12 protein-coding genes are annotated in these 16,702 nt (G+C 39.0%); 3 read left to right on the forward strand and 9 right to left on the reverse strand.

All coding sequences use genetic code 11. The features are described 5' to 3' along the window. Positions 1–251 precede the first annotated feature (251 nt). Positions 252–671 carry a hypothetical protein gene (locus tag ADICYQ_RS00155; RefSeq protein WP_020891375.1) on the reverse strand — a complete coding sequence of 140 codons (420 nt, stop codon included), beginning with the start codon at positions 669–671 and terminating at the stop codon, positions 252–254. Positions 672–1,180: 509 nt separating this feature from the next. Between ADICYQ_RS00155 and ADICYQ_RS00160 the strand changes: the two genes are divergently transcribed. Further along, positions 1,181–1,735, forward strand: coding sequence for a hypothetical protein (locus ADICYQ_RS00160; protein WP_020891376.1), 555 nt, complete (start codon positions 1,181–1,183; stop codon positions 1,733–1,735). 189 nt (positions 1,736–1,924) lie between these two features. Here the strand turns inward: ADICYQ_RS00160 and ADICYQ_RS00165 are convergent, their stop codons facing one another. The 7 genes from ADICYQ_RS00165 to ADICYQ_RS00190 form a co-directional block, all read right to left on the reverse strand. Further along, on the reverse strand, positions 1,925–3,283 hold the full coding sequence (locus tag ADICYQ_RS00165; protein WP_020891377.1) for a sulfatase family protein: 1,359 nt from the start codon (positions 3,281–3,283) through the stop codon (positions 1,925–1,927). Between the two features lie 272 nt (positions 3,284–3,555). Continuing rightward, complete coding sequence (locus ADICYQ_RS00170; RefSeq protein ID WP_020891378.1) at positions 3,556–5,172, reverse strand: sialidase family protein; 1,617 nt, start codon at positions 5,170–5,172, stop codon at positions 3,556–3,558. A gap of 198 nt (positions 5,173–5,370) precedes the next feature. Next, positions 5,371–6,150 carry a TIGR03915 family putative DNA repair protein gene (locus ADICYQ_RS00175; RefSeq protein WP_020891379.1) on the reverse strand — a complete coding sequence of 260 codons (780 nt, stop codon included), beginning with the start codon at positions 6,148–6,150 and terminating at the stop codon, positions 5,371–5,373. Beyond that, complete coding sequence (locus ADICYQ_RS00180; protein ID WP_020891380.1) at positions 6,151–7,413, reverse strand: putative DNA modification/repair radical SAM protein; 1,263 nt, start codon at positions 7,411–7,413, stop codon at positions 6,151–6,153. Between the two features lie 561 nt (positions 7,414–7,974). After that, a complete protein-coding gene (locus ADICYQ_RS00185) occupies positions 7,975–9,138 on the reverse strand; it encodes a right-handed parallel beta-helix repeat-containing protein (protein WP_020891381.1) in 1,164 nt (387 codons plus the stop codon). Positions 9,139–9,376: 238 nt separating this feature from the next. Continuing rightward, positions 9,377–9,772: a TlpA family protein disulfide reductase gene (locus ADICYQ_RS26965; RefSeq protein ID WP_020891382.1), complete on the reverse strand. Its 396-nt coding sequence runs from the start codon at positions 9,770–9,772 to the stop codon at positions 9,377–9,379. 59 nt (positions 9,773–9,831) lie between these two features. Further along, positions 9,832–10,791: a hypothetical protein gene (locus ADICYQ_RS00190; RefSeq protein ID WP_020891383.1), complete on the reverse strand. Its 960-nt coding sequence runs from the start codon at positions 10,789–10,791 to the stop codon at positions 9,832–9,834. 273 nt (positions 10,792–11,064) lie between these two features. Here ADICYQ_RS00190 and ADICYQ_RS00195 point away from each other — a divergent pair, with 273 nt between their 5' ends. Next, positions 11,065–12,183, forward strand: a complete 1,119-nt coding sequence (locus tag ADICYQ_RS00195) for an AAA family ATPase (protein ID WP_020891384.1) — start codon at positions 11,065–11,067, stop codon at positions 12,181–12,183. A gap of 235 nt (positions 12,184–12,418) precedes the next feature. Here the strand turns inward: ADICYQ_RS00195 and ADICYQ_RS00200 are convergent, their stop codons facing one another. Next, positions 12,419–13,936: a sulfatase-like hydrolase/transferase gene (locus ADICYQ_RS00200; RefSeq protein WP_020891385.1), complete on the reverse strand. Its 1,518-nt coding sequence runs from the start codon at positions 13,934–13,936 to the stop codon at positions 12,419–12,421. 311 nt (positions 13,937–14,247) lie between these two features. Between ADICYQ_RS00200 and ADICYQ_RS00205 the strand changes: the two genes are divergently transcribed. Next, the gene (locus ADICYQ_RS00205; RefSeq protein WP_235114194.1) at positions 14,248–16,440 is read left to right on the forward strand and encodes a carbohydrate binding family 9 domain-containing protein; all 2,193 of its coding nucleotides are present in this window, start codon (positions 14,248–14,250) and stop codon (positions 16,438–16,440) included. Positions 16,441–16,702 lie beyond the last annotated feature (262 nt).

Below are 16,702 nucleotides of genomic sequence, written 5' to 3' on the forward strand. Positions count from 1 at the left end.
TGACAAAACCGCTTTGGCCTTGGTAGCGGGGGTGGACTCCGAAATTAATTAGGAACTGTTCAGCACTTCCTTCAAAGGCAATTTCAATTCTGGCTGTTTTTTCTACTAGAGGTGCCTTATTAAGCTCATTGCTGCAAGCGATTGCTAAAAAAATGCAGGTGTTAACCTAAAAACGCTTAATAAGCATCTATCAAATGTTCATAAAGATATTGATAAATTACCAATCTATCTTCAAACCCATTTTAGCTACCTTAAGCCGACCAGGGATTTTCAAGAAATTCATTAAAGTGGTCTTCTTTTTTTACGATTAATGCCATGTCTTTACCTTCTTCATTTAGCGGGCTGAAGGCATAATCGTAGCAGATGAAATAGACAAGGTTGGCCGGAGCAGGGGACCGATATACCCCTGACAAAAACCGGTAATTATAGCCCATGGCATCAAGTACTTCTTTACTTACAGTTGCCTTGCCAACAGGGCAAAGTGTTTTCAATATCCGTCGGTTTTTTCTGATAATGCTGTTTACCTCCTGGATCTGCTTGTCATCTGCACGTTTGGTCTGGTTGTTATAACTATTGCGACAATAGTCATTACAATACTTTTTGTCCAATCTTCCAGTAATTGGCTTGGCACAGTGCAAACAGTTTTTGGTTTCGGGTTTTTCTATTTCCATTTTGCTCAAAATCACTTGTCTGTAAATTTAATCATTATTATCCATTTATTTAAACGCTTATAAACGACTAAATCTAATTTTAAAATGATTTAGAGCAATAATAGTATATTTATTGCCATTTTATATTTTAGACTTTTCAGCTCTTATTTCGAGGTAGGCATACAGGTTTACACCTAAGTTTCAAATAAAATTAAGTAGAATTCGATTGGATTTTTCTCCGAAACACTTAATTTAACAATGCGTAACAAAAGAAACTTTTACTTTATTCTTAATACCACATGATGCCGATAATAGGAGTCTCCAGCCTTGAGGAAATTTGAACAAAATGAGCCCTAAAGGACAATAGACAATCTATTGCCTGATGGGAAAACTTCCCCGAAAAAAATCAGGGCAGGCTAAGAAAATTCAGGAAAAGCTATTGAAATACTGGGTTAAAATAAAATGACAGGATCAAATAAACGTTCGAAGGGTTGATTTTTATACAAGCTATAACTATAAATATTTCATAAATGCATTTATCAAAAATAATACTTTGGTGTTTTTTATTACTTTTTAGTCCAGTGCTTTTTGCTCAAGAGTCAATAGACGAGGTAAAAAGTATTAATGGTCTTGAACTTGGCGCTACACTTGAAAGCCTTCAAGATCAACTTCAATTAATAACTGGAAAAGAAACAGTCTATCAAAACAACACATTTCTGGCAGAAAGTCTTAAAAGAAATTTAAAAGCAGGAATACAGGAAGGAATTTATCAAGGTCATCCCTTGAGAATTATTAATGGCGTTGAAGCCCATGACATGAGGTTGATTTATTTATCCGGTCTGTTATATAAATGTAGATGGACATTTAACAAACGTGACCTACCCAATATGGAAAATGGGTTCAAAGACTTCATCAATTTCTTCAGTAAAAAATTCGGCCCTCCTACTGAAAAAATCTTTAATGATACATTCATCTGGGATGGAGATATCAATAGGCTCACCATAAGTTTTTTAGATGGAAGCATGCAAGTTGAATGGAGGGACAATCTTTCTGAGAAAAAAGCAATGCAACTCACTCAGAATTGATCAAATACAAGATCATTTAAAAAAAATAGAGCTGATATTTGACTTTCCGTTTTTCACAAAAGCTAAAAAAGGCCCATCCATTATACCCGAAGAAGCTAAGGACGAGCTACTTTGGGTGCTTTTATTTCTTTTACACAGATAACAATCCCCTATCCAAGGGTTTTGCATTGATTGGGGAATTCATTCCTGTTATTTTACCGACTGCTTTAAGTTGCGAAGGCTCGTCCGTAAGTTTTGGACTTTCTTGGCATAAGCTGGTGAAGAAACAACATTAACTGTTTCATTGGGCTCATTCTTCAAGTCATACACTACCTCGTAATCATGTTCTGGATAATAAATGTATTTGATGTCTTTTCGGACTACGGCCTGAGATTTCAGAAGTAAGGGGCTTCCCAAGAATTCATGCTCGTAGAAAAACTCCTTTCTATCTAATCTTTTTTTGTTGGACGAAACCATCTCCAACAGATCGATGCCCTGCATGCGCTTTGGCATTTCAAGATCAGCTAATTTCAAAATGGTGGGGCCTAGATCTATATTCAATGCGATTTTCTCCGTTGTCATCCCATTAGATTCGAAGTTTCTTGGGTCATATATAATCAGCGGTACCCTAATAGATGCTTCGAAGGGATACCATTTACCCATCAGCCCATGTTCACTTAAGGAAAAACCGTGGTCACTGGTATAGATGATAATCGTATTGTCATCTATACCTAGGTCTTTTAGTTTTTGCATGATTGTACCGACTGCATCGTCCAAGCCGGTTACCATGCGGTAATAATTCTTTGCGTTTTTTTGAAAAAGCGAATCGCTTGAAAAGAAACCTTGCCATCTAGACCTGGCGATATTTTTATCGGTTCGGAAAAAATCCGGAAAATCATTCCAGTACTCGGGAGCAGCAGTCTCCGGAAAAGGGATTTCGATGTTTTCATACAAAGGAAGGTATCGTTCCTGAACATCATAAGTTGCCGGTTTATCTTTGGTAGGATCTATCTCATGTGCGGCAGAAAAACCGAGAGACAGGAAAAAAGGAACCTCCGATTGGTACTTATCGAGGTAGTCTACTGCTTTCTGTACAATGTTATCTGTTTGGTGCTGGCCTGAAGCTGTTCGCCATGGGACTTTACTTTCCCAGTGATCAAAATGAGCCACTGGAGGGTTTTTCCCTATACCCCAATTGCCAATAAGACTGATCTTATACCCTCCTTTTTTGAGTACTAGTGGATAGGTTTCCAACAAAGCCTCTTCGGAAAAATCCGTGGCAAAATCCTCAATTCCATGGCGGGACATGTATTGGCCAGTAAAGAAGCTGGCTCTGCTCCCGGTACAAATAGCCGTCGTGACATAAGCATTTTCAAACCTTACCCCCTCTTGCGCCAATTGGTTTAGATGAGGCGTCTGCACAAAAGAATTCCCCGCCACTCCTAAGGCCTCTGAGCGGTGGCTATCAGAAATAATAAAGACTATATTGGGTTGTTTCTCCTGCCCAAATCCAGACAAAGAAATTACTAGAAATAATATGCAGGATATTATAAACTTTGTTTTACTCATTGTTTCGCATCTTAATAAATAACTTACAGTACTCCATTAGCATTGAATAGATGGGTAAAGCTATATAATTACATCTTGGAATGTAAATTACCATTTTATTTTAGCTTCTATTTTGTTTACAGCTATTTGAAATTTTCTACCATCCTTACACTTCACTTTTTCTTATTCTGAAAAGCCTTCCAACTAAAGTTCAAGAGGAACTTAGGCTGAAATATTAAGGATGGAGAAATTCCACCAAATAATCACTAGTTTATTTACTTTTCATCCCAAGATTAGCGCCCACTTACATCGACAGAAACGAGCCCATTGATATTGGAAAAGCCACTCTCCGACTTGATCCTAAGGTAATTCAGTCCCATATAAGTGGCCCTGTCCGAATTAAAAGTTGCCAATTGATCCTTCCCGATAAAAACCTGGAGTTGAGCATTGGATGCAGTAAGGTTCCATTCCATTCTTAGTATTACCTCTTCTGAAACCTTCTTTTTATCCAAATACTCAGACACCGCAAAATGGAACATCGAAGCAGAAAAAGCAACAGAATCAGAAGGTGCCGAAAAATGATCCGTCATGGCAAATTCTAAATCATACAATTCACTGGCAAGCAAAGGCCCAATTTGGAGGCTTCCTTTTTTGCTTGCTGGGAAGTTTATAATGGCATCTTGCAAAGACAACGATGAAAACACCAAAGTGTCTCCAAGCGATTTAGCTATTTCTTTCCCTAGGTCTGCTGATGGGCCTTCCTGCATCGCATCAAAAGAAAGGTACTTCACCTGACTTTTCTCATTCAGCCAATCTGCCTCCAAGGTATAAACAGCCTTGGATTCTCCCTGACCTGAAACCAACAATATTTTTCCGTCTTCAATTTCTATGGCAGATGAATAGGCTGAGCCTCTATCGCCCTTTTCAGGAACTTCCGCATTCTCTATGGCTACTTCTCTATTGCCTTTCCATGTCAAGCCATCATCAGCGCTTATGGCAGCATGAAGGACTTCTCTCCCTCCCATCGCATAAGAGTTGGGATTGTCCCAACGCTGACAACTGTTATAGAACATAATCAATCTCCCATCCTTTAACCGAAGAACTGAAGAAGGAGAATCGGAGGAGATAAAGGATGTAGGACTGGCTTCTTCCCAGCTCTCTCCCCCATCCTCAGAAAAAGATTGATACAATACCCCATGTGTAGTTCTAATTAACATCCATATTTTACCGTTACGCATTTCCACTAATTCCGGTTCAATCCCTCCGTACCTGGTGGTTTTTGTATTGTCTATTTCAATTTCTATGGGATTTTTTGAAATGTCCCAGGATTCACCACCATCATCAGAATACATGGAAACAATATTGTTCCAACCGTAATCCAACTTTTCAGTTTGCGGGGCCTTTTCTCTCTCAGGAACTGCCCTCGAAAAAGCCAAAAGCAACCTCCCACTCTCAAGTCTTATCAAACCCCGTATGGCACCTACATAGCCATCATATATCTTAAACGGTTCGCCCCATTCTCCATTTACTCTTCTATTCACCCAAAGATCCAAGTGTCTACCCCTGTATCCATTGTCCCCTTTACCAAAAACATGAAAAACGGAGACCAGCTCATTATTGCTACTATTAACCATTTGTAAGGCATAATAAGCTTTACCAGGCAAAGCAAATTCTTCTCTGGCTTCACTCCATCCTTTCGCTGTCCAACCCATGGACATAATCTTATCTGCATCCCCCGGACGGTTGACATAAAAAAGCCGGGGAGCTCCATCATCATTAAGCCATACAGCTTCATTGGCAGGTGAATTTCCAATCTTTTCAGGGGGCAAATGGTCTACATAATTAAAAGCCAGGAAACTTGTTCCTACGAAAAAAAATATAATTAGAAAGGTTTTATAAAAGATAGGCATAGGATGATTGAATTAGGCAGGTATTCTTAATTTGAATTTGCACCCAATTTCTCCTACAAAAAAGAAATGCACAATTAAATTGAAAAAAATGGAAAGGAATAATCAATTTTAATCTTCTTAGATTCCCCTAAAAAGGGCCAATTATTTAAGCGCATCTGGATAATGCCGTTTTTCCCTTTAAATACTAGATGGCTTTTTTCACCTCTCTTTTTCACTTAAATACTTCCAGTATCGTTTTGGCACATGACGAACATGTAACTTTATATTTTTCCTTGAAGGGATGTTCGTGCTTTCAAAATAGTCCTGCCATAAAGTTTGAAATTCCATTTCTTCGACCGCAAAATAATCTGAAGAAGTTTTGCTTGCATCAAAATCCTCGGGTAAGGACAGGTTGATAATTTCTACCTTTTCCAAATCGTAATAAAGGCCATAATCCCGTTTGAGGTCATAAATAACCCATTTTTGGTCTGCATATCTACTTTTGAAATGTTTGGAAATGAGAGGGAGCACATCAAAGTCCGGTTCAATTGTGGCGAAATACAAGCCGTCCTTTGTCAACCTAAACCTTACAAAAGCTTCCATTCGATGTTTTTCCCGCCCTACACTTTTGGCGATCTTACTCAGCCCTAAAACCTCTGGATTGGAAAAATCAGAATCAATTGGTACAGCACTATTCAATGCATACTGTATATACCTTAACAATAAATTCTCAACCCCTTTCTTTTCACTTAAAAACCCGTAATAAATCCGTAACCTTCCCGAACTTGACGTTTTCTTTCCTAAGCCTTTCCACACCCGGTCTGCTTTTTCAGGATCTGATATCACTTCATTGTGCCTACCAAACAAGGAAGCTTGCGCATCACTATCCCTTTGAATGGTGACCTGTTTCATTTTCAAATCATAGACCTGAAATACACAGGTCAAAAACCCATCAAAGCTACCATCGTAAACGAGTATGGAATCTTGAAGATTCAGCATTTATTCAAACAAATTCATTTGTGGACTTAGTGTTTTTTGATACTTACTTGTTGTGTTTTGAAGAATAAGTGATTTCAGTTGAGGACCTGTTAAATCCCTGCGTTCAAAATCTTGTGAGGCACATACAAGAAAATATTTGGCTCTGTTTATGGCTATACCTATGCGTTGTAAATGCTCCCAATTAAGCCTTTTAAAACGTCTTGCCTGAATTATTTTATAAACAGATTTCATCCCCACTCCCGGTATACGGGCCAGCATTCTTTGGTCAGCAGTATTCACATCCACTGGAAAGTATTCCAAATTTCTCAGTGCCCAACCCAATTTGGGATCCACATCTAAGTCAAGATTTTGGTGGGCCTCATTCAAGATCTCGTGCACTTCAAACCCATAAAAGCGCATCAACCAATCTGTCTGGTACAACCTGTTTTCCCTTAACATAGGTACTTCAGTACCAATTTGTGGCAAACGCGAATCGTAACTGATAGGTATATAGCCGGAATAATAGACCCGCTTTAGATCAAACTTTTTATAAAAATAATTGGAGGTCCACATGATTTGCTGATCGCTTTCTCCACTGGCTCCAATAATCATTTGTGTGCTTTGCCCTCCGGGTGCAAATAGAGGGGTGCTTTTTATAAGCTTCTTTTCAGATTTGTACTGAATGATTTCATTTTTAACTTTTATCATTGGCTTGATAAAGTCTTCACGATTCTTTTCCGGAGCCAATAATTTCAGTCCTTCCCTGGTGGGTATCTCTATATTTACACTCAACCTATCGGCATAAAGACCTGCCTCCTTCATTAATTCATCAGAAGCTCCGGGAATGGACTTAAGGTGAATGTAGCCATTGAATTTCTCTTCTGTTCTCAACTTTTTTGCCACAGCAACCAACCGTTCCATGGTATAATCTGCGCTTTTGAAAATCCCTGAACTCAAAAACAATCCTTCAATATAATTCCGACGGTAAAAATTAATGGTCAAGTCTACTACTTCCTGAACCTGAAATGCAGCCCTTTTGATGTCGTTGCTTTTTCTTGTTACGCAATAGGCACAGTCAAAAATGCAATGGTTGGTCAGTAAAATTTTCAACAAAGATACACAGCGACCATCTTCGGTATAAGAATGGCAAATGCCCATCCCTGTTGCATCACCAAGCCCCTTACTGGCATTGCTTCGCTTGCTGCCACTGGATGAACAGGACACATCATACTTTGCAGCATCTGCTAGTATTTTTAATTTTTCTTGTGTGCGTATAAAAGCCATATTTGGTACTATAAGTAGGGTGAAATGCTTCCAAGATTTCAAAGGGATTACCCGACTATAAGAACAATTTAGCCTTGCAAACCTCCACATCGCTAACAAAAGAAATCAAGAGAATTCCTTTCAAGGCCATTTGATATGCCAGACCAAACTGTCTGAACGGTTGTTAATTCTTAAACAAAATCATTAACCAATTGTTCAATCAAAAGCCATATAGAAACGTCGAAAGTCTGGAGAATGTTACATCAAGACTTGAAAGAGTGCATAATGTAACCAACTTAATTTCATTTGCTGAGAAATTCAGCGAAGCATATTTGCCTTACAAAAAAATTGCAAAATCCCTAATTATAATCGATAGCGCTGAATAGTCATCCCTTTCGCCAAAATCCTGGAACCCCTCAAGAGTTTAGCAGGTATCATTTTCCTTAGCTTTTCTTTAAAGGTACTATTAATGAGGGAAAGTTTGTAATTAGAAAGGGTAATTAACGATTGATTTCGCCCGGTAAAAAATTTAGCACAGCCGCCGGTTTTGTAGCCCTTAATTTCACACTTTTAAATCACCACTTACTTCAGTTCAGTAACATAGACATTGTTCATGGCTTTTGTTTTTTCTGAGAGCCCCTTAACAGCCTGGTCTTGATTAATATGCTTGGCAAACCAGTTGTGGTGTATATCGCATTTGTCCTCTGGAACTCCTCTGATCACTACGGCCCTTTCAGGAGCATAAAAGGTGTTATTATATATTTCCATTGTAGTCCCTGCTATATCAGTATTGTCTTTCCTATCCCTGCCACCGTGCATATCAAAACAATGACTTAATGAAATCCCCATTTCAATATTATGCCTTGCAGTGTAACCGCATCCAGATATCCCGGTTCCTGCAATGGAATGTCGGTTTTCGTTAAATAAATTATATTCGATAAGTGAATATGCTGAAACGTGGCTTACGCCATAACCAAGCCCATTGTATTGGCAGCGATGAATGAAGTTATGATGAATATGGTGACCTGTTCCTTTTTTAAGATAAATACCACTCCCGGAAAAGGCAGAAATCTCACAGTTATCCACTTTTAATCCAGGGTACTCCGTCACTATCCCTCTCGAAACCGGGAATTTGTAATAATATTCCCGGCCCAACCCATCAGGTCCAAAAGACCGCTTGTGATGTTCAAGGTGCCGGTCAGGATTTGGTCCCTGAACTCTTAGACCCGTTATTCGTACTCCTGGGCCATTTGCACGGATCATTAAACGGGTCTCCAAAGCATTGCTTTGCAACATCCCTCCTTGAGATCCTTGATAACCGCGATTCCCTGCCAAGGTTACTCCCTCTGGTATTTCTAAAACGAGCGCTTCAATAAAAACCCTGGTGGTAAGGTCTATAGTGATTTCATTGGGAATAAAGACAACTTCCCCCGACTTCGCCTTCGCAAGAGCAGCCAATAACTCGTCCAGGTTCATCACCTCATAATCTCCTTTTAAAATTGGAAAAGCATACCCTTCCTCTCCACCAATAGGCCCTAAATCATTCGGCTTAGCGCCATATATCTCATTTTTAATCGCTAACCAACTTGGCGTTTCCGGATCTTTATGACCTATAGAATCCGTCAAGAAAGGATTGGGATCCCCTTCTTTCGAAGGGAATCCCAAAGTCCATGCAACCAGACTACTTTTAGCGGCAGTAGAAAAAAACTGCCTCCTGGAATGTTTGCTATTTTTATTTTCATTCATAATGTCTTTTTCAATGCAAAATCCTAAACCGGTTTCAATCCAGGTTCCATAAATCTAATAAAAACCGATTAATTTAGGCTAGAGGAATGACCGAATTTATCCCTCTGGTAGGAAATTTTGTATCGCTTGGATGGCTAAATTGAAAACTAATGGCACCAATAGGAATCAGCCATTGGGAATGAAAAATAAAACAACATACAATTATGACCAAGTAAACCCTTTCAAAATGCTACAGGGATTAGCCTTCTATTTTGGCCAGGTATTTATCAAGCGATTCCCGAATCATTCCTGAAGGTCTTCCAGCAGAAGGATCAATTATTTTTCCGGCTTCATCTAAAAGAATAAATCTCGGAATAGAATTTACCATGAAATGCAAGGTAAGATCGGACTTCCATGCATTTTCAGCAAACCACTGATAGCCATCCATCTTTTTGGCTTTTACCATCTTTTCCCAAGGCTCCCTGGTTTCATCAATTGAGACCGTCAAAAATGCCACCCGTTTATCTGCATATTCTAATTTCAACTCATCCCAATGTGGATGTTCATCAATACAAGGCCCACACCATGTAGCCCAAATATCAATATAAACAAGGCTCCCTTTCAAATCACTCAATTTCACGTCCTGCCCTTCCATATTGGTGAAGGTAAAATCAGGAGCATCTTTTCCAGGACCTAGAGGTTCCCATTTATCTTTTAATTTTTTAACTTCTCAGCATACTTAGGAGACTCATTTTCTTTCATGAACTTCTCATAAGCTTCTTTCACATAGACAGGTCCACGATATTCCATATTTGACTTTATCGATGTATAAACAAAATGGTCATTGACACTTTTATCTTTCAATAATGAATCTATTGCAAGGGTTCTGGCTTTATCTTCCGATGTCAATGTCTTATCACTTTTCAGAATTTCACTGGTTAGATTAGAGATCCGCGTATCGATAAGTTGGGTATAGCACCCCACATTTAGAAGCTGTTTTTGGTCTAAGGGAATGGTTGCCAATTTCGCATTTACCTCTTCCATTGGGAAATCTATTGAATCCTTTGCCATTCCGGTAAAACTAGCTTGATAAACTGGGTATAGGACATCGTACAAGAGAGGTGAATAAGTAAAATAGGCCTCTTCTTTAATAACGAACATAGGGTCAATATTGTCTTGTTTTTTAAATTCTTCAAATTTGACTTTTGAAAGTGTAAAAAGACTCTCTTTTAATTTAAAATACCCTTCTTTTGATTTTTCCATTAGCTCGACCGGATACTTTAATCCAATTTCAGTCTCAGTTTGTCTTTTTCTAACGAGATACCTGGTTTCTTTTTCATGATCTCCTTGTACCTCAAATGTACTTGAGGTGTTTTTGGCGTCTGCGGTGATAAAAATACTGTCCCCTTGGCTTAGGTAAAGTTCAAATCGAGTTCGCCCTGAAAACAAACTATAAACTAACCCCTCGTCCCCTTCGAATTTAAGTTTAAAATTACCTTCACCGTCTATTTTACCATTTGCAATTTCTCCGTCATGAAAAAGAGTAACCTCTTCTGACTCCAGATTAATGATTTTTCCAGAAACGATAACTGTTGGGTCCTGAGGTGCTTGTTTTTGGGAACAACCATACATTAAAATCAATACAATCAGGACAAAATTAATTGGGTTTCTCATTCTTAGTTTTTTTTGGGAAAGCACATTATACAGTATTGATATTTAATCTTCTGTATACTTAATTTAAAAGTACAACAGGTTTTTGAAAACTAAAAGTTAAAAAATCATAACACTTACATTGAAAGCTTTTAACCAACGCAGTTGAGAAAATTTAGGTCTGTAAACAATTGTTACCATTGTTTTAGCATCAGATTATAAAAGCAATAACAACCAATATAATAGTAGTTTTATTTTTGTAGATTGTATTTAAATCATTCTCTCTAATAGAGGAAAGTGAATTACCTAAAAATTCAATTTTACAAAATAAGCCATGACAGAATTATAAAAGCTTTCGACAGTCACAATGAATTTGAAAGAAGCTCCTATTTCACAGTCTGTTATAACCAAATAGCCTCAAAACTTCTTTTTGATACACCACTTGAAGAACAAAAAGCGAATATGGAGGCAGTTCTTGAAACAATTGATCTCAATTCACAGAAGATGGAAGTGGTTTGTAAAAACTGGAATACAGAAAACACTAAAAACGCTGACTTTTCTAAAGATTTCCCCAACCAATATCTTTTAAAAAGTGGATCAAAAAGCCTGGTAATTTGGCTGACATTGGACAATGAATATCTTTCCGCTGATTTCCTATATGACAGCTCAGATTTGGAACTTGAGCATTGGGTGATTTCAACCAACCATAAACTACGTACAAAATTTGGTCTTAATCGAACACCGGTATTCAAAGTACTATCGAAAAATGGAGGCGCTTTTTTTACTGAAGATGTAAGAACAGAAAGTTTCGAAGCTGATTTAAAGAAAATGTATAACGATGATTTTCTAGAAATAAATGAATTAGTTGAGGAATCACTAAATACTGACAAAGCAGGATTGATCTTGTTTCATGGCGTACCCGGAACAGGCAAGACCTCCTATATAAAGCACCTCATAAATACGTTTGATGAAAAAGATTTCATATTTATCCAGAATGAATTTATTAATGAATTACTCCACCCCGATTTTATATCCTTTTTACTCAAGCATAGAAATGTAGTTCTAATAATTGAAGACGCTGAGAAAGTATTAATGAACAGGGTGCAAAAAAATGAAAGCTCTGTGGTTTCTACCATACTGCAACTTACAGACGGTCTCTTCAGCGACTATTTGAACATAAAAATAATTTGTACTTTTAATACAAGCATCGATAAAATTGATACCGCGCTTTTAAGAAAAGGAAGAATGATTGCTTACTACGAGTTTCAACCCTTGGTTGCACAAAAAGCAAATGAACTCCTTAAGTCTTTGAATTTTGAATCGACTAACCAGGAATTGACCTTGGCTGATATTTATAACTACCGAAATAAAAATTTCAATCAGGTTGAAAAAGGAAAAATAGGCTTTTTTAAATAAACAGGATGAGACCGCTATTTCATCGGTTCATCTCCCCAACTGTCCGGAGGACAGGGCCCAAATAAAGGGCTAGAAATCGGATTCCTTTTCATTCGCCAACTACTGTTAGTTTATCTTTGAAAAATGTGAACTAAAAACCAATAATTCAATCCAAGCAGAGCATAAAATCTCGACCTATTCCATCTGTGGTCTCCCGAAATCTATAAAATTTACATCAACCATTATCACCCAAACCTCACTGCTTCCCCTTCAGTAAAAACCGCTCTTGGTTGCGAATGAATTCTTCGGGCTTATTGTGGTTGGCCTTCTTTTCATTGTATTTTGGTAATCCTTCCCATACTGGTCCTTCCTTTTTGATCTCTTCCAGCAGTACAAGCAATTCATTTTTCATGGCCTCCAACTTTTCCGGTTCGGTAGCTGCCAGGTCCTTCTGTTGGCCAACATCGTTTACCACATTGTACAACTCAAAAAATTCGGGCTGAATGGTTTTTATAAAAGTCATGTCCACATCCGTAACCCCGTGAGTTCTGGGGACGGGATCATTGGCTCTGGCCAGCAACATATAGTCCCCTTTCCGCATGGCTAACTCCGGGGAACTCCTGTAAAAATACCACAGCATGGGCTTTTCCCTTAGTATTGTTCCTCCTTCCAATAATGGAAGAAGGTTTATCCCATCATATTTCCTGTCCTCAGGAAGGGCCACACCACACAATTCACTAATGGTTGGCAGTAGGTCCTGAAACCAAATTGGCGTCTCAATTTCCCTATTCCCAGGAAAAGCACCGGGGTAAGAGAAAATGCCTGGAACCTTAATACCCCCATCATATACTTCACCTTTCAATCCGCGTAGTTCCCCTTGGGAACTCATTCGATAAGGCCCGTTATCAGAGGCGAAGAAAACCATTGTGTTTTTATCCAATCCTCTTGATTTTAAAGCCTGCAAGATTCGGCCAGCGGCCAAATCCATGTTTTCAATATTGGCAAAATATTCAGCGGTCTTCTTATCGTAGCCTGGATAATTGGCGATCAAATTATCCGGTGAAGCAACTTTCGCATGAGGCTCATGAAAAGCCACATAAAGGAAGAATGGTTGCTCTTTTTTATATTTTTGCTCAAACCACAGCTCCACTTCATCGGCTATCAGTTGACAGGAATACCCCTCCACCTTTCCTAATGATGAGCCGTTTCTAATAAAGTTGACAGGATTGAGATGAGAAGGTTGGGCATTGTTTTCTGTGCCAAGTGTATAATCAAATCCCTGCTGATGTGGCTGGGGCTGGTTTAGGCCCGGGTCTTGAGGAAGAACACTCAAATGCCATTTTCCAAAATGAGCGGTCTGATAGCCCACAGGTTTTAGTAGCTCGGCAATCGTTATTTCATTGTCAGGAAGATGCATGACTGAACCTGGAGGCCTATAGCTGTACATGCCCGCACGAGCAGGAATTCTACCCGTCAAAATACCAACCCTTGAAGGGGAACAATTAGGTGCACCGGCATAGCAATTGGTAAATTTCACCCCTTCAGATGCCAAAGCATCCAGATTTGGTGTGTTTGCCACACCACCGTAACCATGCAGATCTGCATAGCCCATATCATCGGCAAGAATGATTACAACATTTGGACGTAATGAAATTTCCTGAGGTTTTATAGTCTCCCCAATTCCCCTGCTTTGACAAAGTACAACATTGGTCAAAGCAAAAAAGAGAAAAGGTAAGCAGAATAGGGGTTTTGGTGTTAATATAACTTTTGACATTTTATTGCTTTGAGTTTATTCACTTGTTACTTGGGACTTGAAAGGCAGATTAGCTAATGAATAGCCCATGTTCGGTAATTTATACAAATAGCTCTTTTCTCAATGTCGACAGGATAAATTTGCCGTTTTTTCTTAAAAACAACTGCACCCTTGCTTATTCAACTAATATTCGGTGAAAAATCTCGTAAAATCAACAGGAACTTTAAACAATTACCTACCAACCATGAACTACTAACACAATTCTCAGCCCTTCCATATAATAACTTCTGACAAGTCTTAATTATTCGCTTATTTCAAGTTTATAAATGGGTATGTCTGGAAGAAAATCTTTAATATTATTCTTTTCATGTTTTTTTCTACTGTTTGGTCTTTATGCCCAACAGCCTAGAGACATTACTGCCTATCGTTTAGTAAACGGTGAACATATTAACCTCGATGGAAGGATAGACGAATCTTTTTGGGCTAAAGTCCACGCGGCAACGGCATTCCGCCAACAGGAACCACTGGAAGGACAGCTTGCCACTGAGCAAACCTCCGTACAAATCGCATTTGATGAAAAAAACCTGTACATAGGTGCAAGGTTTTATGATAGCCAGCCGGATGAAATCAAAGCCTTCCAGAAAAGACGGGACGCCTCTCTGGACACCGACGATAAGTTTGCATTTATTCTGGACACCTACAATGACCAACGCTCCGCCTTTTATTTTGAAATCAATCCCCATGGCCTTATGGGAGATGGGATTTTAAGAACAGGTCAGGGTGCTGAAGTCAATAGGGACTGGAATGGGATTTGGAGAGTCTGGGTAACACGGGATGACAAAGGATGGTCTGCCGAAATCCGCATACCTTTTATGACCTTAAACTTTGATCCCAAAAACGAAACTTGGGGCATAAATTTCCTTAGAACCATCCGAAGGAAAAATGAAATCACCCTCTGGGAAGGTTTCAAAAGAAATCAGGGAATCGAAAGACCCCAGGATGCAGGAAAACTCAGGGGCTTGTCCAATATCAATCAAGGAATTGGATTAGAAGCCATCCCCTATGCCATCACCACACAGTCAAGACTAAGGGATGACCCTGAGGGCTCGATGGAGAAACAAACCACCTTCAATGCAGGTGGCGAATTAAATTATAACATCACCCCTAATTTAAAAGCTGGCATCACTGTCAATACTGATTTTGCAGAAGCAGAAGTGGATGACCGACAAGTTAACCTCACCCGGTTTCCAATAGTATTGCCTGAAAGAAGGGATTTTTTCCTACAAGGAGCCAATGTTTTTGTATTTGCTCCCTCAAGTAACCCTACCCCTTATTTCAGTCGAAAAATAGGTCTACAGGATGGTCGTGCCATACCAATAAAACATGGCGCCAGACTTATTGGCCGCATAAAAAACACAGACATAGGCTTTCTACAAGCACGTACCGGGGAATCCGGAGGACTTCCGGGAGAAAATTTCACGGTGGGCAGGGTATTGCAAAACATCTCCGCTGAAAGTACCATTGGCGCCATTTATACCCGTAGAGACACTGATGGAGACAGCCTTCCAGTGAGAGAAACATTTGGCGCAGACATTAATTTAAGTACCTCCAAGTTTTTTGGAGATAAAAACTTTCAATTTGAAGCTTTCTTTGTAGGTCACAGCCCTTCCTTTTTTAGTGATAGCAGCAGTATTATGGATCGATCTGTCCGTGGCTTCCGATTCAACTTCCCCAACCAACCCTGGGATGCCCATATTTCTTACCGGGAATTCGGTGTCAATTACGACCCTGCTGTAGGTTTTGTCCCACGAGTTGGATTCAGAAGGCTCCAACCCACAATCACTTACAATCCACTAATAGAAAGAAGCTCCATTCTAAGAGAACTGAGCTGGCAATATGATTTTGAGTACTTAATGATGATGAACTGGAAACCAGCGACAGTAAATCACGAAGTCAGGGTGCTTGGATTAAGGTTTGAAACAGGGGATTTCATCAATTTTTCTTTCCTCCACAATTATGAATTCCTGGATTTTACCTTCGATATTTTGCGGGATGGTGCCTTTTTAATTCCGGAAGGCACTTACCAAAACAGAGGACACTCAATAGAAGCTTCTTCCGCTCCGTTTAGAAAATTTGGCGGCACGGCTACCTTCACCAATATCGGGTTTTGGACAGGCAGGCAAGTAAGCTTAGAGACAGATGTGTTTGTAAGGCCTTTTGTAGGACTAAATATGACCGCAAGTTATATTCATAGCAGTGTGCACCTGGAACAGGGAGATTTCAAAACCCATTTATTAAGGCTAAACAGCAGCTATGACTTTTCCCAATGGGTATCGATGAATTTCAATATTCAATATGACAACCTTACTGAAAGATTGGGAACAAACAGCCGCTTTATCTGGGTGATAGATCCTGGCAACACTTTTTTTATCGTGCACAACCACAACTGGCAACGTTTTACAGACCGGTTCAATGTCATGGAAATTCAATCCACTGTTAAACTGGCTTATACTTTGAGGTTTTAAAGCTATAAATCTACTTTTTTGATCAAAATAACACACCAAATATTCAATAATTTTAGTGATCGTTTTTCCATTTTTTTATTCTATGTAATCCTCATTATTTCACTCTGATTCCAGGTTTTGAAAAAACAACTTCTAAAAGCAATGCATGTCCTATCGGTAATCGCAAACCTGTTTCACCTATGGTATTTCGTACTTATTGGTCTTTAAAACCATTTTTATTAGGTTTTACTCCTCCACACTATTTATAAATTAAAACTTATAA

The organism is Cyclobacterium qasimii M12-11B (assembly GCF_000427295.1).
GTDB classification, from domain to species: Bacteria; Bacteroidota; Bacteroidia; order Cytophagales; family Cyclobacteriaceae; genus Cyclobacterium; species Cyclobacterium qasimii.